Here is a 17,436-nt window from a genome sequence, read left to right on the forward strand (position 1 = left end):
GAGTGGAGGACAGGTGCGGTTCCGACGGGCACCCGGCTGGCCGGCGGTGCTTACCGACGGCCCGGTGATCCTGCGGCCGTACCGGCGCTCCGACGCGGCAACCTGGTCGGAGGTGCGCTGCGCCAACCGGGACTGGCTGGCGCCCTGGGAGTCGTCGCTGGGCGGTGACTGGGACCAGTTGAACTCGCCGGCCACCTTCCGGTGGATGTACCGCGACCAGCGGCGATCGGCGCGGACCGGTGAGGGGATGCCGTTCGCGGTCTGCCTCGCCGAGGGCGGCGAGGAGCACCTGGTCGGGCACATCAACGTGGGCAACATCGTGCGCCGGGCGTTCTGCTCCGGGTACGTCGGCTACTGGGTGGACCGCCGGGTCGCCGGCCGTGGCGTTATCCCCACCGCGTTGGCCCTCGTCGTGGACCACGCCTTCGGCCCCGCCGGGCTGCACCGGGTGGAGGTCAACATCCGGCCGGAGAACGGGCCGTCCCGTCGCGTGGTGGAGAAGCTGGGCTTTCGCGAGGAGGCGTACCACCCGCGCTACATGCACATCGACGGTGCCTGGCGCGACCACATCGGATACGCGATGACCAGTGAGGAAGTCGCCGCCGAGGGCGGACTGCTGGCCCGCTGGCACCGGCTACGTGCCCGTACTCCATGATCGCGCCGTGAGCCGTCCCACGTGCGGGATCGGCGCGGCGCGGCGGTTCCGGCGACCCTGACCCGTAACCTCAGGTAACTGCAAGCTGCGGCAGGCGCTGCCCGCTCCGCACGATTCACGTCGCCGACGCCGTTCGGTGGAAGATCCTGCGGCCGGTCGGTGGTTGCTTCGAATCTGGTGACGGGAGGGGTGAGGGTGCCGACCTCGGTGCTCCTCGCCGTCCTCGCCGCCGCCGGTCTGCTCGCCCTCGCCCCGGCGCTGGTTCGCCGGTACGACGCTGCCGAGCGGCTGGTGGCGGAGCGGGCGCAGTCGACGGCGCGGGTGCTCCAGCGCCGCCGACGACGCCGTACTGTCCCGGGTCGCCGTCCCCTCAACGGCCCGCGCTCCCTGGTCGTCACCCTCAGCGAAGATTCCGCGTCGGGGGAACTCGCCGCCCCGGTCTCCGGGCCCCCCGCGCCGCGCCGCGCCGGCCGGCCCAGCCGGCTGCGATCCGTACCGCCCGCCGCGGGCCGGCCCCGCCGCCGCCCCGACCGACGTCGCCCGCACACCCCCGCCATCTACCGCCGCCGCCGGGTACTCGCCGCCCTGGTGCTGCTCAACGCCGTCGAACTGGTCGGCGTCGCGGTGGTCGGCCCCGGCTTCTGGATCGGCTTCGCGGTCACCGCCACCCTGTTGATCGTGTACGTCGCACACCTGCGCGCCCGCGCGCTGGCCGACCGGCGCCGCCGCCGGGACCGGGCCCGCGAGGCCGCCTGGCTCGCCGCCCGCCAGGCCGAGGTGCGCCGCGAGCAGGCCCGCCGCGCCGCCGCCCGGCGGGAGGCCCAACGCCGCCTGGCCGCCCAGCGGGAAGCCGTCCGGCGCGCCGCCATGGGCCTGGACCGCCCCGCCGACCTACCGGCCGCCGCCAGCGGCGGCTCGGTCTCCTACCGCCGAGCCGGCGGCCTGCGCGGTCGCCCCTACGAAGCCGGCCGCGGCTCGCACTCCGCTTAAGGAAGGGCACCTTAGAGCGACCGGCAATAGGCCGACACGTCCTGATAGCCAGCCCACCACCCAGGGCGGGGAAGATCTTGGTACGAATCTGCCCCTTGAGGGGCGCACTCGTACCAAGATCTCGGATGCCTTGGCGTGGCAGCGAGCCTGCCAATTGGTTGCCTGGGGTCAGTGACGGGCCCCTGGGCATGTGCCGCGTCCGCCTCCGGCCGCTCGACCTCCCGCTGCGTCACCACCACCAATTGCCGGCCGCTCTTATTAACACCGGAGGCGGCCGCGTGGCGGGCGACGGTCGGAGGCGGGTGCGGCTGGGCGGGGCGGTTCGCGGCGGAGCCGGTCGACCTGTTAGCCTTGTCGCCGGCCCGCCCGGTGACAGCCAGGTGGGACCGACGCCGGTTCGCCGGCGGAGGGGCTGTGGCGCAGACCGGTAGCGCACCTCGTTCGCATCGAGGGGGTCAGGGGTTCAAATCCCCTCAGCTCCACCACAAAGTAGCAGGTCATGGGCGGGTTCTCGATCATCCGAGAGCCCGCCCTTGATCATTTGACCGTCATTTGATCGGCGGACGGAGCCCCAGGCCGTGGCACGTGGCGGGCAAACTCAAGCCGAACGGGTGAGATGGGCGACAGCGGCAGCCCGGACAGAGCGTCACGCGGTGGCCAGCTGTCCCGTGGATTACGTGGGCCGAGTTCCCGGGCGAGCGCCCGGGTGAGCCCGTTGACCGCGCTCTTGGTCATCGCGTACGCGCTCACTCCGGGGCGGGGACGCGGCTGGCGAAGCTGCTGCCGATGTTGACGATCCGGCCTCCGGTACCCATGTGACGCACCGCCGCCTGGGTGGCCAGAGGCACTCGTCGGCCCGGCCATCGCCGGCCGACGGGATCGCGTCGCCGTCGTCCGTCCGCGATGGTCTCGATGTGGTGTACCCCGAGCCATGTCCTTCCACAGTGGAATGTTGCTACGTACGATATCGGCCACCAGCGCCACCACCGGCGCTTCTGCCCGTCCGGCTCCGAATCCTGTTCCCCGACCACCTTCAGTGGTGGCGAGAAGTTGGGTGCCCGCATGCACGTGGTGGCAATGGTTGGCAGCAAAACAAGACCCGCCCGGAGATTCCTGATAGCGCTCGCGATGACCGTCGTGCTGTTGGTCACCGCTTTCGCTCGACCAGTCGATGCGCAGAGCGTCGAACGATGCGAGCTGAGCGAGTCCTCCTTCGAGATAGGCCCGAGCGGACCCGGCGATGCCGCACTGCGCATAGGTTGCGCGCGCGACGCGGGCCGGTTCGGTGCGCTCGCCGACCGCGGTGACGACATCGTCGCGATCATTCAGTTCACTCCTCTCCGCGAGGAGGAAGAACTACAGGCGACACTGCAACGCCTGGTCGACGACGCCCAGCGGATGCGTGACTCGGGGCGCACCCTCGGCGACTTCTTCGAACGGCAGGCGGACGCGTACGGGATCGACTTCTTCACCGAGGAGACCGAGAACGTCGACTTCGACGGCGACATCCACCGGGTGGACAACCACATCGTCATCGTGGTGCCGCAGGCCGAGGTCGAGGCCGCGTGGAGCTGGATCATCGCACTGAAGAAGATCGCTCTCGCCATCATCTTCATCGCCACCTGGGCCCTCATCGAGGGTGCCTGCCTGGCCACCTTCGCGCCCGGCGCGGCCCTGGCCGCGCCGGTGTGCGGCGCCATCGGTGGATTCATCGCCGGAGGCACCCGGGAACTCCTGGCCGCCGTCTTCGACGGCAAGCCCATCGACGGCGAGGTGTGGTCGGCCGCGTTGGGGACGGCCCTCGGCTCCGCGCTCAGCGGCGCAGTCCTCACCGTCGCCGTCGAGCGGGTCGCGGAGATCGCCGGCCACTCCTTCTCCGGTATCCAGCGGTACCTGCGGGACCTCGCCCTGAAGGTCTGGAGCGTACTCACCGGCCCGATCCGGTACGTCGCCGATCTCTTCACCGCCCGGACCGCGCAGATCATGCGCGAGACCTTCGAGTTGGAGGCCCGCCGAAGGATGGGACTCACCGCGACCGGTTCCTGCCCCGACCCGACGGGCGCGACCGCGGCCAGGTGGGCCGAGCTCGGCCGGTTGGTCGACAACATCACCCGACTCCTGCGGCTGCTGGACGGCGGCACGAACGTGGGCGTCACCACCGCGGTACGGTTCGCGGACATCGACGGGGACGGGCTCGCCGACCGGGTGCTGGTCGGCGCGGCCGGTCGTACCGAGGTGTCGCAGAACGTCGGTTGTGGCGACGACGGCCAGCGGATCTGGTCGCCGCGTAGCGACAGCGGGCCGGTCGCCGAGACGTTGCGCCGGGCGGCGGCCACCCAGATCCACTTCGGCGACCTCGACGGCGACGACCGCGCCGACTACATCGCGGTCCTCGACGCGACCCAGTCGCCGACCGGGGCATCGAGCATCCAGGCGTGGCGCAACGACTCCTCGATCCAGCAGATCCGGTGGAACGAGGGCAGCAGGATCGCCAACAACCTCGGCTACGTCGACACCGACCGGCGGCTCTTCGCCGACATCGACGGAGACGGTGACGACGACTACCTGACCGTCGCGGCCGACAACACCGTCACCGCCTGGGAGAACACCGCGCGCGGCTTCCCGGGACCGGGCGACTGGCGGCGCTTCGACGGCTTCGGGCACCCGGGTCAGGGCCAGACCGGGAAGAAGGTCCACTTCGCGGACATCACCGGGGACGGCCGCGCGGACGTACTGCTCGTCGACAACGCCACCGGTGATGTCCAGGCGTGGGAGAACATCGGCGGGCCGTGGACCCGGACCGCCGGCTGGCGCTCGCTGGGCGTGATCCAGACCGGCAGCCCGCTCGCGGGCCGGACCGGCGCCATCTTCAGCGACCTGGACGGTGACCGGGTCGCCGACCTGTTGCTGTACGACCAGACGACGGCCGGCATCGACGCCTGGCGGCTGCCCCGGTACGGCGCCGGACCACAGGGCCCCGGTCAGCCTGGTACGCCGGGCTTCCCGACGCAGCTGCCGGCGGGCACCCTGCCGGCGTACCAGGGCGGGGAGCCGCGACCGCAGGTCACCGGCCGGTTGATCCAGAACAGCAACTTCACCGGCGACTTCAAGCCGTGGTGGGTGAACGCGGGCATGACCCCGAAGGTGGACGGCGGAGTCCTTTGCGTGACCGCACCGGCGTCGGCGAAACCGTGGGACGTGATCGTCGGGCACAACAGCATCTACCTGCCGCGCGGGAAGCCGTACACGTTCCGGTTCCGGGTACGCACGAGCCAGACGGTGAACCTCACCGTGCAGGTGGCGCCCTTCTACAACCCCAACAACACGACTTACCTGGTCAAGTACCCGACGGTGACCGGTGGTGCGTGGCGCCAGTACGAGTACACCTTCGACACCGGCTTCAGCGCCGACTACATGCTCTCCCAGGTGCAGTTCCGCCTCGGCGGCGCGGACAAGTCGTACGAGTTCTGCATGGACGACGTGACGCTCAACGGCGACAGCTACGTGTACCGGGCCGACCGGGGGCCGGCGGTGAAGGTGAACCAGCACGGCTACCTGCCGCGAGGACCGAAGCGGGCGACGCTGGTGAGCACCGCCACCAGCCCGCAGTCCTGGACGCTGCGCCGGGTCGGCGGCGGCACGGTCGCCACGGGCCAGAGCACTCCGGCCGGGTTCGACGGTTCGGCGGGAGCCAACGTCCACCTCATCGACTTCAGCTCGGTGACGGCGACCGGCCGGTTCGAGTTGGTGGTCGGCGGACAGGCCAGCTACCCGTTCGACATCCGCACGGACCTGTACGCCTCGCTGCGTACGGACTCGATGCGGTTCTTCTACCCGAACCGCAGCGGCATCGCCATCGACGGTGGCATCGCCGGAGCGGAGTACGCCCGCCCGGCCGGGCACGTCGCCGCCTCGCCGAACGGCGGCGACACCCGGGTGCCCTGCCAGACCCCGCAGCCGTTCATGAACAACTGGACCTGCGACTACACCCTCGACGTCACCGGCGGCTGGTACGACGCGGGTGACCACGGCAAGTACGTGGTCAACGGCGGCATCGCCACCTACCAGCTGCTCTCGGCCTGGGAACGGGCCGTGGCAGTGGGCCGACCCGGGCCGCTCGGCGATGCGACCCTGGCGGTCCCGGAGCGCGGCAACGGTGTGCCCGACATCCTCGACGAGGCCCGCTGGAACCTGGAGTTCATGCTCAAGATGCAGGTGCCGGCCGGTAAACCGCTGGCCGGGATGGTGCACCACAAGGTGCACGACGAGTCCTGGACCGGGCCGCCGATGCTGCCGCACCAGGACCGCAAACAGCGGGAACTGCATCGGCCGTCGACGGCGGCGACGTTGAACCTGGCGGCGGTGGCCGCGCAGGGGGCACGGCTCTACGCTCCGTACGACGCCGCGTTCGCCGCCCGGCTCCGCGCGGCGGCCGAGCGGGCCTACGCCGCGGCGTCGGCCAACCCCGCGTTGTACGCGCCCAGAGCGGACCGTTCCGGTGGTGGCCCGTACGCCGACGACGACGTCACCGACGAGTTCTACTGGGCGGCGACCCAGCTGTACCTGACCACCGGCGGCGCCACGTACCTCAACGCGCTGCGGTCGAACCGCTACCACAGGGCCGGGGTGGCCTTCGACCAGAACGGCTTCTACTGGGGGTCGGTCGCCGCCCTCGCCCAGCTGGACCTGGCCCGGTTCGGTAGTGGGCTGTCCGAGCAGACGCAGATCCGCGGCTGGGTCACCGCCGCGGCGAACCGGCTGATCTCGTTCCAGCGGGCCGAGCGGTTCGGTCAGTCGTACACCCCGACCAGCGGGATGTACGACTGGGGATCGAACGCGTCGATCCTGAACAACCAGGTGGTGATCGCCACGGCGTACGACCTCACCGGCGGCACGACCTACGCCGACGCGGTGTTCGAGGCGTTCGACTACCTGTTCGGCCGCAACGCTCTCGGGCAGTCCTACGTCACCGGGTACGGCACCCACGACGCCAGGAACCAGCACAGCCGCTGGTATGCGCGATCGTTCGACTCGACCCTGCCGAACCCGCCGGTCGGGTCGGTGGCCGGCGGGCCCAACTCCAGCCTCCAGGATCCGCTGTCGGCATCCTGGCTGCACGGCTGTGCTCCGCAGCTCTGCTACGTCGACAACCTGGAAGCCTGGTCGGTCAACGAGATCACCATCAACTGGAACTCGGCTCTTGCCTGGGTCGGCGCCTTCGCGGCCGACGTGGCACCCCGCCGGTGACCACCTGCCGGTCCGCCGGGGCTCCCCGGCGGACCGGCAGGCCGGCAGCGTCCTGGACGATGTGTCGACCGGACAAGGTCAAGCGTCGCGCAAGTACGGCGGCGCTGGCTCACCTGCTGCAACGGACCGACACTGATGTCTGCTGCGGTGCACCGTGCGTTCGAGTCCCCTGCAAGCTATGTGCGGATCCGTGGATTCGAACCACTACAGCAGGAGCAAATGGTGCTGCAGTACGTGGACGCTCACGGCCGGATAAGTCGTTCCCAGGCAGCCGGCCTCTGCTCGCTTGCAAGATCGCTGGGTACAGATCCGGTGCAGATCAGCGACGATTCTGGGACGTCCGGCCAGCCGGACGACGGCGGTTGCATGGCGTACGTCGAATTCGCTGATGATGACGGCTTACCTTCATGGTCTCGCGTACGGGCCCGTCTGGCTGGATCGAGTCCCTGGGGGACTATTACGTACCGCCGACGGCGTTCCCAACTGCGCTCTACGTCGCCGATGTGTTGTACCGATCGAGCGTGGCCTTGGAGGTGGACGCGTCTCGGAAGACAAGCTCCCAGGGGCCGGTGTTCACGTCCATGTCCTTGCCGAAGCCGATCCACTTTCCGGCCATTCGTCGGCCGGTGGGCTCGGCGATGAGTTGGAGTGCGCCGTGATATCTGGCGCCCCGGTAGTAGCCAGCGGGGTCGGTCTGCTCCACCCATGTGCCGGTGACGACGGCACCGTCCACGGTCAGGTCCAGCGAGAGAGACGAGGACGCCGATCCGGGCAGGCTTCGCGCGGTCAGCCGGTCCCCGTGCTGAAGCATCACGACGAAGTGTTGTCCGGCGAAGGAGTCTCCCCGGCCGCTGGAGTAGTACTGGTAGCGGCTGAGCCACACGCCTTCGTGTGACCGGTGGGCCGTGGTGCGCTTGGTCGTCGGTGTCGGCGTGGCCAGGCTGGACATGGGAGATGTCAGGTCATGGCCTCCGTGTTCATCGTCGGCGACATGGCCGCTGGGCACCGCGGCGAAGCCCAGCAGCGAGATGGGTAGCCCGGTGACGACTTCCAGCGCGCGGGCGTAGACGGGACGCGGGGCGGCGATCGCGCCAGACTCCCATCGCTGGACGAGCCGCTTGTTGGCGTCGTTGGGCTCGCCGACGCGGTGGCCGGCGGCCTGGAGCGCGCGGGCGAAGTCATCCTGGCTCATGCGCATTCCGGTGCGGACGGCGCGTAAGGCGGTGTTGGGGGCGGCCATGATTGCCACCATAGCTTCATGTCACCTTAATGTCGCCGGTAAAGGTGCCTGATTGTCGGCTCTGGTGCCGTCGCAGCAGGTGACATTCCGACGTCACTATGGATCCGCGACGGTCGGCGTGCCGCCGCTTCTACTGGCGGAGGTGGGGATGCCGGGTAAGGGCGACGAGCCGGCGGTGAGCCGGGGCGAGCAGATCCAGGCGGCCGAGCGGGAGGCGGCCAAGCGGCGGCTTCTGGCCGAGGCGGAGGCGGATCGGATTCCGGTGGAGGAGACCACGCGGGCCGTGCAGGATCGGCGGTGGCGTCGTGGGCAGCGTTGAGCTGTTGCCGGTCGGGCGGCGGGTGGCGTACTGGCGGGGTCGACGGAAGCTGTCGCAGCAGGTGTTCGCCGACCGGCTCGGCAAGTCGAAGAGCTGGGTCGACAAGGTCGAGCGCGGCGTCCGGTCGCTGGACAAGTTGTCGACCCTTCAGGAGATCGCCTGTGTGCTGCGCATCGACACCTCCGTTCTGGTCGGCCGGGACGTCGAGGCGGTCGGAACGACGGAACGCGGCGAGGGCGTCGACCGGATCAGGGCGGCGATGTCCCGGTACGAGATCCCGTTGGGCAAGCCGGCGGGTCGCCAGCCGGTGTTGCCGGTGGACCGGGTGCTGCGGGATGTGGGGTACGCGTGGACGGCATTCCAGCATGCCCGCTACCCGCAGGTGATCGACCTGGCGCCGGACCTGCTCACCAACGTGCAGCGCACCCACGCCCATGCTCCTGTGTCGGGCCGGGTGCCGCTCGTGGAGGCTTACCGGATCGCCGCCGCGCTGCTGGTCAAACTCGGAGACGCCGAGCTGGCGTGGTTGGCCGTTGACCGGGCGATGCTCGCCGCCACCGGGGACCGGGACCTGGTGGCCGCCGCAGCCGTCCAACTCGGGCAGGTGTTACGCGACTTCGGGCGGGCGCGGGAGGCGAAGTCGGTGATGCTCAGTGCCGCGTACCGAATCGCCCCGTCAGTGGTCGAGCACGGCACACCGGCGGAGTTGTCCCTGTGCGGAACTCTGCTCATCCAGGCTGCCCTGGCGGCGGCACAGGACGGGAACGAGGCCGCCGCCAGCGAGTTGATCGACGAGGCTGCCGGCATGGCGGAGCGGGTCGGCGACGGGTACGACCATCACCACACGGGTTTCGGGCCCACCGCCGTCGACCTGGCCCGCACCGCCGTAGCCGTCGAAGTCGGCGACGCTCATGCGGCGATCGTTTGGCACGAGAAGGCGACTGCGCGGGCCGGCTGGCGGTGGCTACCCGCCGAACACCGCGCCGCGCACCTGCTCGATGTCGCACGTGCCTACCTGCACGCCGGGATGCGGGCAACGCCGCTCGGGTGCTGATCGAGGCCGAGCGAACCGCACCAGCCGAGATCGCGTACCGGCCGGTTGCTCGGGATGTCCTCGCCGAGGTTGCCCGTGACCCGCGTGCCCCGACCACGATCGCTCAGCTCGCCGCCACCCTTGGGGTCGGCTGAGCAGTACAGACCCATTCCACGAAGCAGCAGGTCAAGGGCGGGTTCTCGGATGATCGAGGGGCCGCCCTTGATAATGGACGAGGCGCTGCTCCGGAGGGACGACGCCCTGCCCCGCTACACGGCGGTGGCGGCATACCTGCACGAACGCGACGGTGACCTGGCGACGGCGGCACGGCTCAACGCCCGCCGGCCCCGCTGACGGTTGTCGTACCCGGCTGTGAAGATCGCTGTCGTGACTGGATGGAGCTACAACGATCGTCCTGAGGGCGTCAGGTTCCTGACCGACCGGATCGCCGAGCCGGGCCGGAGCGAGATCGAGGACGAGATCTGGGACTGGGTGGTGCGCGGCCGGGACGACGCTGCCGAGTTCGTCGACTGTTTCGACGTCGAGGAGCAGCGGCACGGCGCCGCCGACGAGGACCTCACGCAGGCGTACGAGAAGGCGGTGGCGGTACGCCGGGAGCAGCAGCGCGACTGGGGCGAGGTGCGCGGCAACCTCAGCCGGGCCTTTGCCGAACTCATCGAGGTCGGCGTGTTGGCCAGGGAGAACTTCACCTGCTGCGGCACCTGCGCGGCGGCCGAGATCCACGACGAGCGGGACGACTCCCGGCACTGGCACGGCTACCTCTGGTACCACCAGCAGGACACGGAGTCGTTGCTGGCGAGCGAGGACGGCGAGGTCTACCTCGGCTACGGTGCCTACCCGCCACCGGACTTCGACGAGGACGCCTACGCCGCCCTGCCGGAGGCCGAGCAGCAGGCCCGCTACCAGGCCGACCTGGAACGGATGCTGGACGAGGTCGCCTTCCCGGTGCTGCGCAGACACGGCATGCGGGTGGAGTGGAATCGCAAGCAGTCCAGGCGGATCCGGGTCACCGGCGCCCAGTGGTACGCAGCGTTGACCTGACCGGCGTCGAGCGGTGCGTGGGGGAGCGACTGCCGGGCGTAGGCGGACGACCCGGGTGAGCTGAGTCCTGAGTCGACTGTCAGGATTACGACATGACGGTCCGACTTGCCGACAGGGTTGCTCTGGTAACAGGTGGAAGCCGTGGTATCGGTGCCGCCGTCGTGCGCCGGCTGGCCGAGGACGGCATCCACGTCGCCTTCACCTACCGCGCCGCCGAGCAGCGGGCGAAGGCCGTGGTCGCCGACATCGAGGCGTACGGCCGAACGGGCCTGTCGATCAGCGCGGACAGTGCCGACCCGGCGGCGGTGGTGGGCGCGGTCGAGCGGACCGTCGCCGAGTTGGGGCGGCTGGACATCCTGGTCAACAACGCCGGGGTGTTCGCGGGCGGCCCGATCGAGTCGGTCAGCTTCGACGACCTCGACCGGGCCGTCGCGGTGAACGTGCGCGGGGTGTACCTGGCCACCCAGGCGGCGGTACGCCACATGGCCGACGGCGGCCGGATCGTCAACATCGGCAGCAGTTTCGCCAGTCGCGTACCCGCGCCCGGGGTGAGTGCGTACGCGATGACCAAGAGCGCGGTCAACGGCCTGACCCGGGCGTTGGCCCGGGAACTCGGCCCGCGTGGGATCACCGTCAACCTGATCCTGCCCGGCTCGACCGACACCGACATGAACCCGGCGGACAGCGCCGGAGCCGACGCCCAGCGGTCGCACATCGCCCTCGGCCGGTACGCGGCCCCGGCCGACGTGGCGGCCACGGTCAGTCACCTGGTCAACGACGGTGGACGGCACATCACCGGTGCGTCGATCGCCGTCGACGGCGGCGCCACGGCCTGAGTGGACCGTCCCTAGACTCGGGCCGTGCGATACGACGAACTCGAAACGGCGATCCGGCGACTGATCGCTGAGGCCAGCGACGACAACCTGCGCGCCTTCGGCGCCGAGACGGTCAGCCGTCTCGTCGGGAACGAGCTGCTGTTCGACGTCGCCGACGAGGATGAGCTGGACGAGGACGCGTCGAGCGCGCTCGCCACCGCCCGGGAGAACGTCCTGACCGCCAGCGGCACCGAGTTGCGTACGCTGCTGACGCGGATCGACGACGGCATCCTCACCGACGGCGACATGGACCCCGGACTCCTGATCATCATCGCCGCGCTCGAACACTGGACGACCTACCTGGAGACGACCCAGCGCAGCGAGCTGTACGAGCTGGCCATCCGCTCCATCGAGCAGGTCGACTACCAGGTCTCGGCGGATCTCGGGGACTTTCTCGCCAAGCCCGAGATGGCCGCCGAGTACGACCGGATCGAGCGTCTGCTGACCGCTCCCGCCGGTGCCCGCCACGCCGGCTGAGCGGTCAACGCTGGGCCAGCCCGGCGAGCAGCGCGGCGAAGGTGAGCGTGTTGACCGTGCCGTGCACGATCATCGCGAGCACCATCCCGCGTGGTCGCCGCGCCACGATCGCCAGCGGCAGCGCGAACACGGTCAGTCAGGTGGCTGCCTGCCACAGCTGGTACCCGGCGAAACAGGGCCGCGTTCGTGACCACCGCGACGGCGGGCCGCGCGGGAATCCGGGGCAGCAGGAAGCCACAGAGTTACGCCTCCTCGACGGCCGGGCCGACCAGGACGAACGCGAGCAGCCAACCGACGGCGGTGACGACGTGCTGCCATTGCGCCGAGGTGGTCTGGGCGAGTGGATCGAGCCGCCACCAGGCCGGCAGGATCTCGCTCCCGTTGACCGACCCACGTGCTGGCGCTGTTCCTGACACCGCTCACCTAGGTTCTATCTCGCGGATCTTGGGACGAAACGGCCCCCATGGAGGCCGTCTAGTACCAAGATCCGCGGCTAGGATCGGGAGCCGACCAGCGGCGGGGGGCGGGCAGCGCAGCCAGGTCGGACGCGGCTTCAGCGGCGCAGGCACTGGCGCGACCAGGCGGCCCAGGTACGACATGCTCGGTACCCACTTCCACGCCTTGCTCGGACTCGTCGAACGTCGATCGGCCTACCCGCCGTCCCCGGCCAACAAGATCCGCCAGACAGAAACCTAGCCGGCTTGCCACAGCTCAGTGGGTGCGGGGCATGGTCAAACCCGTTCGAGGACCAGCAGGCGGTACTCGATCCAGCGCCGCGAGAGCCCGGCCTGCAACGCCGAGCCGCCGATCATGTTGGCCCAGAACGGCGTCTCGACCAGGCGATCGCGAACCTGGGGCAGTACGCCCGTGGCGCCCACGACCACGTTGATCACGCGGTCACGTGGCCGTCCCAGGTGCAGGTAGGACGTGAGGTCCAGGTTCTCCCGCAGGCGCAGCCCCACCCGCTGGCCCATCTCTTCCAACTCGGCCACGGTGTGCAGACTGCCGATGCGCCAGCCGGCGCGGAACTGGTCCAGGCAGCGCTCGCGGGCGGGTAGACCGCGATCCTTGTCGGTCATCCAGTCGTCGCAGACGATCAGCCGACCGCCCGGCTGCAGGCGCGCGGCCAACGACGGGATCAGCTCCGCCAGCGACGGCGAGTGCACCATGGACTCGATGGCGACCATCGCGTGATAGCGCGGCTCGGCGGGGAGTTGGGCGAAGTCGTCGCAGACGATCTGGCAGCGCTCCGCCAGATCTTCGGCCGTCAACCGCCGCTCGGCGATCTCGGCCTGCACCTGGCTGATGGTCACGCCGGTGACGTGGGCGTCCGTCGCCTTGGCGATCCGTACCACCGTCGCGCCGACACCGCACCCAAGATCGAGCACGCGTCCCTCGCCGGCCGGCAGATGACCGCTCAGGTGCTCGATCACCAAGCGGTTGACCATGTCGCCGGCTTCGGCGGTAGTCGCCACGCCCGGCATCCACACGCCCCGGTGGATGGCGTCGTTGATCTCTCCGAAGCGCAGGAAGCGCCGGGTGTTGGCGTCGTAGTAGCTAGCTACCCGAGTGACGTGCTCAGCCGCGACGCCACCGGCAGATACCTCACCCATCGGCGCAACCTACCACACACTTCGCGACCCGGACTGCCGGTGAAAACTGGCAGTAATAACCCATGTTCAAAGCGCCCTCCCTCGAAGCGGATAAGTCCTCCTCCCGTCGCCACTCACGGGCATCCGCGTCCCGGCGACCCTGTCAGCCCCGGTGCACACGCACCCTCCTCGGCTGGCAAGGTGCAGCCGTTCGGCGACCGGATTGATCAAGAAGTTTTGGTCTCCGTACGCGCTATTGCGCGACCAAAACTTCTTGATCGCCGTGGGCCGGCTGCGCCGGTGGGCCGGCTGCGCCGTGGGCCGGCTGCGCCGTGGGCCGGCTGCGCCGTGGGCCGGCTGCGCCGTGGGCCGGCTGCGCCGGTGGTGGTTAGGGGTGGGTGGGGAGGACGGTTACGGTTTTGGTGCGGCCTTCGGTGGGGGCGACGTAGGGGTCGAGCGGCTGGTACACGAAGTGGAAGTAGCCCGTCCTGGGGGGCGGGATGTCCACTGTGAACCGGCCCTTGGCGTCGGTGTCGAGGTTGCCGTATGCCACGTAGCCGCCGTTGTCGTCGTACAGGGTGAAGTAGATGGCCGAAATCTCGTTGGGGAGCGGCTTCCAGCCGGACGGCGTCAGCCAGGACAGCTGGCCGGAGAGCCGGACGGATTGACCAGCGACGACCTTGGTGCGGTCGGTCTTCACGGCGAGGCGCGTCTGCCGAGGGTCGATCGCCAGCGGGAAGCGGACCTCCTGCGACAGGTCGACGTAGGGGCGGTCGAGCGAGAGCACGTATCGGGCGCTCAGCTCCGGGCTGGACCCGTAGACGGTGAGGGTTTTGCTGAAGGTCCCATCGGCTGCGGCGATGGCCTCGTGGTGGCCGAACCCCTCGGAGATCGACACGGGGAAGCCGGCGAGCGGTCGGATCTCGCCGGTGCCGGGCCAGCGTCCCTTGAGCGTCCCGCTGATGGTCACCTGGCGGTCGTCGTAGTTGACGGAGCCGCGGTCGACGGTGACCTCGTCGAGGAAGGTCTCCACGTAGTAGAGCATCAAGCCGGCCCGCTCCTGTCGGAGGTGGTTGCCGGCGACATCGGTGACCGCTACGTGCACGACGAATTCGCCGGGCGCGTCGCGGATCAGGGGCACCGTGGAGGCCCAGATGGCGGCATCCGAGGTCTGTGACTGAAGGACGAAGTCCTCGAATTCGGCGACCGGGGCGCCGGTGTCCTCGGTGACCACCTCCGCCCGGAGCTCAGCCACCGGCTGGGTCGAGGTGACGGAGACGAACAGGATGCCCCGGTGACCCGTCGAGTCGTTGTAGACGCCATTGACCCGCAGGATGTCGTCGGCCTGGGCGGGCGCGGGTGCGCCGACGATGACCAGCGCCGCGCTGAGCACAGCGGCGACGAAGATGGATCTTCTCCTCATCACGTTCCCCCGTCAGATGCCCGCCGGAAATTGGCGGGAGCCGACAGTAGTTATAAAGACACTTGTCGTTGTCGGCAACCCCGCTCAGATCGTGGCTGCGGTTCGGCGAAGGGATCTCTAGGCTGAGCCCAGCCGCCCAGGGTGGGTGTTCGATCGGAGAGCCTGTGTCTGATCTGGCAATCAACCTTCTCGCCAGTGCTGTGGCCGGGCTAGCCGTCTGGCTCTCCCAGCGCATCTTCAACTATCGCAAGCAGGCCCGGGTACGGGCGTTCTTCGGCCTGGCGCCGGGGTCGAGCGCATTGCTCGTCGTGTCGAAGCAGGCCGGAGCCGAGTCGCCGACCGCGATCGAGAAGGCCGACGTCTCGGCGATGGTCGAACTCGCCGTACTGCTGAAGTCGTGCGATGTGACGCCCAGGTTCTTCATGCACCACGAGCGCTTGTCGGGCATGGGGGAGGAGGTCGAGTTCTGCATCGGTGGGCCGATGTCCAACCTGCGGACGGCGGCCCACCTGAAATGGCACCTGCCCGGCGTCTGGCAGGGCACCTTCGAGCAGGATCCCGAGGGCCTGACGCTGTACGTGGGCGACAAGCCGTACGCCCGGGTCCGGTCCGAGGTGGACTACGCGCTGGTGGCGAGGGTGTACGTGGACGACGGAAGCCGGCCCATCTTCGTCGTCCTCGGCCAGACGGCGCTGGCGAACGAGGGCGCGGCGCGCTACCTGGTCAAGGAGCGCCATGCCCTGGTCCGCAAGTACGGCAGTGCCGGCAACTTCTGTTTCGTGCTGGGCATCTACGGCCGCCAGGTGTACGGCTCGCACTTCGTGCGACTTGTCGACGACGTGACGGAGGCCGCGTTCACGGCGCGTACCGCGAAGCCCGGCCCGACCGGGCAAGCCGTTACCGGCTGATTACTCTCGGGTGTCGATCTCTTGACGGTGAAGGATGTTAGCGTTATCAATCCGTTAGCGCGACGCCAGATCGCGGTGACGAGAGGCGGTCGGACATGCGACTCAAGCTCGCCGGCAGGAGGTTGGTGGCCACGCTCGCCGCCCTGGTCATGGCGGTGAGCGTCGCGCTGGTCGGGCCGGCCGCGCCGGCCCGCGCCGCCGCCGTCTTCACGAACCCGCTGGCCGAGCAGCGCGCCGATCCGCACATCTACCGGCACACCGACGGCTACTACTACTTCACGGCGACCGTCCCCGAGTACGACCGCATCGTGCTGCGACGCGCCACCACGCTCCAGGGGCTCGCCACCGCGCCCGAGCAGGTGATCTGGCGCAGGCACAGCACCGGCGAGATGGGCGCGCACATCTGGGCGCCGGAGATTCACTTCATCGACGGCAGATGGTACATCTACTTCGCTGCGGGCCGGGCCGAGGACGTGTGGGCTATCCGGCCGTACGTGCTGGAGAGCAGCGCCGCGAATCCGCTGGATGGGCCGTGGGTGGAGCGTGGTCAACTCCAGCCGGCCCGGAGCAGCTTCTCGCTCGACGCGACCACTTTCGTCCACAATGGGCAGCGTTACCTGGCCTGGGCCGAGTATGCCGGCAGCAACTCCAACATCTACCTGGCTCGCCTGGTCAACCCGTGGACGTACGCGGGCACTCCGACCCTGATCGCCACCCCGACGTACGCCTGGGAGACCCGGGGTTACCGGGTGAACGAGGGGCCGGCGGTGCTGATCCGCAACGGCCGGGTGTTCCTGACCTACTCGGCGAGCGCGACCGACGCCAGCTATGCCATCGGGCTGCTCACCGCCGCAGCCGGCAGTGACCTGCTGAACCCGGCGTCGTGGAGCAAACGTGCCACGCCCGTCTTGGCCAGCGACGGCCGGACCGGTCAGTGGGGCCCAGGGCACAACTCGTTCACCGTCGCCGAGGACGGCAGCGACGTGATCGTCTACCACTCCCGTAACTACGAGCGGTACCTCGGCAACGGCTACGACCCGCTGACCGACCCGAACCGGCGCACCCGGATCCAGCGCTTCTACTGGAACGCCGACGGTACGCCGAACTTCGGCGTACCGGTGCCGGACGGCGCCACCCCGGTCCGGCTGCGCGCACACGACCTGCCCGATCGCTACCTGCGGCACTGGGAGTTCCGGGTCCGGTTGGAGCCGGACGTGACCAACCTGGCTGACTCGCAGTTCCGGATCGTCGCCGGGCTGGCCGACCCGTCGGCGATCTCGCTGGAGTCGACCAACTACCCCGGCTACTACCTGCGCCACCGCGACCATCAGGTCTGGGTGGAGCGCAACGACGGATCGAACCTGTTCCGGCAGGACGCGACGTTCGGCCGCCGAGCCGGTCTGGCCGACCCGGCCAAGGTGTCGCTGGAGTCGATGAACTTCCCGGGCCAGTACGTACGGCACCGCGGCGGCCTGCTCTACCTGGAGGCCGTTGCCGACCCGGCCGGATGGGCGTCGGCCACCTTCGCGCTGGACTGAGCCGGGTTTCCCCAGCCGGCTGGTGACCCGGCGGTTGGCCCGGTCGCGGCGATCGGAGCCGGTTTCGTGTCGGGGGG

At 69.6% G+C, this 17,436-nt stretch carries 16 protein-coding genes, 1 tRNA gene and 1 pseudogene; 12 read left to right on the top strand and 6 right to left on the bottom strand.

Annotation, left to right across the window (positions count from 1 at the left end):
* Nucleotides 1-13 precede the first annotated feature (13 nt).
* From E0H26_RS03915 to E0H26_RS03925, 3 genes are all read left to right on the top strand, one after another.
* Entirely contained in the window at nucleotides 14-655 is a 642-nt protein-coding gene (locus E0H26_RS03915; RefSeq protein WP_131300891.1) for a GNAT family N-acetyltransferase, read from the top strand.
* A 189-nt stretch (nucleotides 656-844) separates the two neighbouring features.
* A complete protein-coding gene (gene sepX, locus E0H26_RS03920) occupies nucleotides 845-1,645 on the top strand; it encodes a divisome protein SepX/GlpR (protein ID WP_206024870.1) in 801 nt (266 codons plus the stop codon).
* A 408-nt stretch (nucleotides 1,646-2,053) separates the two neighbouring features.
* A tRNA-Ala gene (locus tag E0H26_RS03925) sits at nucleotides 2,054-2,130 on the top strand.
* A 190-nt stretch (nucleotides 2,131-2,320) separates the two neighbouring features.
* On the opposite strand, the pseudogene E0H26_RS29720 reads toward E0H26_RS03925, so the two are convergent.
* Nucleotides 2,321-2,487, bottom strand: a pseudogene (locus E0H26_RS29720) (SDR family NAD(P)-dependent oxidoreductase); the annotation flags it as partial.
* A gap of 286 nt (nucleotides 2,488-2,773) precedes the next feature.
* Here E0H26_RS29720 and E0H26_RS03935 point away from each other — a divergent pair.
* Nucleotides 2,774-6,892: a glycoside hydrolase family 9 protein gene (locus tag E0H26_RS03935; RefSeq protein ID WP_131300895.1), complete on the top strand. Its 4,119-nt coding sequence runs from the start codon at nucleotides 2,774-2,776 to the stop codon at nucleotides 6,890-6,892.
* Between the two features lie 490 nt (nucleotides 6,893-7,382).
* On the opposite strand, the gene E0H26_RS03940 is transcribed toward E0H26_RS03935, so the two are convergent.
* Nucleotides 7,383-8,144, bottom strand: a complete 762-nt coding sequence (locus tag E0H26_RS03940; RefSeq protein WP_420812777.1) for a helix-turn-helix domain-containing protein — start codon at nucleotides 8,142-8,144, stop codon at nucleotides 7,383-7,385.
* Nucleotides 8,145-8,211: 67 nt separating this feature from the next.
* Here E0H26_RS03940 and E0H26_RS03945 point away from each other — a divergent pair, with 67 nt between their 5' ends.
* The 6 genes from E0H26_RS03945 to E0H26_RS03965 all read left to right on the top strand — a co-directional run bounded on the left by E0H26_RS03945 (nucleotide 8,212) and on the right by E0H26_RS03965 (nucleotide 11,898).
* Nucleotides 8,212-8,451 carry a hypothetical protein gene (locus tag E0H26_RS03945; protein WP_131300899.1) on the top strand — a complete coding sequence of 80 codons (240 nt, stop codon included), beginning with the start codon at nucleotides 8,212-8,214 and terminating at the stop codon, nucleotides 8,449-8,451.
* Entirely contained in the window at nucleotides 8,438-9,505 is a 1,068-nt protein-coding gene (locus tag E0H26_RS03950) for a helix-turn-helix domain-containing protein (RefSeq protein WP_240741998.1), read from the top strand. Before E0H26_RS03945 ends, E0H26_RS03950 begins: the two co-directional genes overlap by 14 nt.
* Before the next feature lie 183 nt (nucleotides 9,506-9,688).
* Nucleotides 9,689-9,838 (top strand): hypothetical protein, encoded by a 150-nt coding sequence (locus E0H26_RS29110; RefSeq protein ID WP_165521750.1) that lies wholly within the window; start codon nucleotides 9,689-9,691, stop codon nucleotides 9,836-9,838.
* A 33-nt stretch (nucleotides 9,839-9,871) separates the two neighbouring features.
* Nucleotides 9,872-10,546 (top strand): DUF6891 domain-containing protein, encoded by a 675-nt coding sequence (locus tag E0H26_RS03955; RefSeq protein WP_131300901.1) that lies wholly within the window; start codon nucleotides 9,872-9,874, stop codon nucleotides 10,544-10,546.
* 92 nt (nucleotides 10,547-10,638) lie between these two features.
* Nucleotides 10,639-11,382 (top strand): SDR family NAD(P)-dependent oxidoreductase, encoded by a 744-nt coding sequence (locus tag E0H26_RS03960; RefSeq protein ID WP_131300903.1) that lies wholly within the window; start codon nucleotides 10,639-10,641, stop codon nucleotides 11,380-11,382.
* 24 nt (nucleotides 11,383-11,406) lie between these two features.
* Nucleotides 11,407-11,898: a hypothetical protein gene (locus tag E0H26_RS03965; RefSeq protein WP_131300905.1), complete on the top strand. Its 492-nt coding sequence runs from the start codon at nucleotides 11,407-11,409 to the stop codon at nucleotides 11,896-11,898.
* Nucleotides 11,899-11,902: 4 nt separating this feature from the next.
* Here the strand turns inward: E0H26_RS03965 and E0H26_RS30265 are convergent, their stop codons facing one another.
* The 4 genes from E0H26_RS30265 to E0H26_RS03975 form a co-directional block, all read right to left on the bottom strand.
* The gene (locus E0H26_RS30265) at nucleotides 11,903-12,028 is read right to left on the bottom strand and encodes a hypothetical protein (protein ID WP_276320375.1); all 126 of its coding nucleotides are present in this window, start codon (nucleotides 12,026-12,028) and stop codon (nucleotides 11,903-11,905) included.
* Nucleotides 12,029-12,140: 112 nt separating this feature from the next.
* Nucleotides 12,141-12,314: a hypothetical protein gene (locus E0H26_RS29115; RefSeq protein ID WP_165521755.1), complete on the bottom strand. Its 174-nt coding sequence runs from the start codon at nucleotides 12,312-12,314 to the stop codon at nucleotides 12,141-12,143.
* 315 nt (nucleotides 12,315-12,629) lie between these two features.
* On the bottom strand, nucleotides 12,630-13,511 hold the full coding sequence (locus E0H26_RS03970) for an SAM-dependent methyltransferase (RefSeq protein WP_131300906.1): 882 nt from the start codon (nucleotides 13,509-13,511) through the stop codon (nucleotides 12,630-12,632).
* 367 nt (nucleotides 13,512-13,878) lie between these two features.
* Nucleotides 13,879-14,913, bottom strand: a complete 1,035-nt coding sequence (locus tag E0H26_RS03975) for a hypothetical protein (protein ID WP_131300908.1) — start codon at nucleotides 14,911-14,913, stop codon at nucleotides 13,879-13,881.
* Between the two features lie 164 nt (nucleotides 14,914-15,077).
* Here E0H26_RS03975 and E0H26_RS03980 point away from each other — a divergent pair, with 164 nt between their 5' ends.
* Both E0H26_RS03980 and E0H26_RS03985 read left to right on the top strand, forming a co-directional pair.
* Nucleotides 15,078-15,821: a hypothetical protein gene (locus E0H26_RS03980; protein WP_131300910.1), complete on the top strand. Its 744-nt coding sequence runs from the start codon at nucleotides 15,078-15,080 to the stop codon at nucleotides 15,819-15,821.
* Between the two features lie 95 nt (nucleotides 15,822-15,916).
* Nucleotides 15,917-17,359: a family 43 glycosylhydrolase gene (locus E0H26_RS03985; RefSeq protein ID WP_165521756.1), complete on the top strand. Its 1,443-nt coding sequence runs from the start codon at nucleotides 15,917-15,919 to the stop codon at nucleotides 17,357-17,359.
* The last annotated feature ends 77 nt before the right edge of the window (nucleotides 17,360-17,436 follow it).

Origin of the sequence: Micromonospora zingiberis (assembly GCF_004331455.1) — a bacterium.
In the GTDB taxonomy this organism is placed as follows: domain Bacteria; phylum Actinomycetota; class Actinomycetes; order Mycobacteriales; family Micromonosporaceae; genus Micromonospora; species Micromonospora zingiberis.

Excerpts from the sequence above, each read along its gene's own strand:
- E0H26_RS03975 (WP_131300908.1), bottom strand. The coding sequence starts at position 14,913 with ATGAGGAGAAGATCCATCTTCGTCGCCGCTGTGCTCAGCGCGGCGCTG.
- E0H26_RS03940 (WP_420812777.1), bottom strand. The coding sequence starts at position 8,144 with ATGGTGGCAATCATGGCCGCCCCCAACACCGCCTTACGCGCCGTCCGC.
- E0H26_RS03935 (WP_131300895.1), top strand. The coding sequence starts at position 2,774 with ATGACCGTCGTGCTGTTGGTCACCGCTTTCGCTCGACCAGTCGATGCG.
- E0H26_RS29110 (WP_165521750.1), top strand. The coding sequence starts at position 9,689 with ATGATCGAGGGGCCGCCCTTGATAATGGACGAGGCGCTGCTCCGGAGG.
- E0H26_RS03970 (WP_131300906.1), bottom strand. The coding sequence starts at position 13,511 with ATGGGTGAGGTATCTGCCGGTGGCGTCGCGGCTGAGCACGTCACTCGG.
- E0H26_RS03985 (WP_165521756.1), top strand. The coding sequence starts at position 15,917 with ATGCGACTCAAGCTCGCCGGCAGGAGGTTGGTGGCCACGCTCGCCGCC.
- E0H26_RS03960 (WP_131300903.1), top strand. The coding sequence starts at position 10,639 with ATGACGGTCCGACTTGCCGACAGGGTTGCTCTGGTAACAGGTGGAAGC.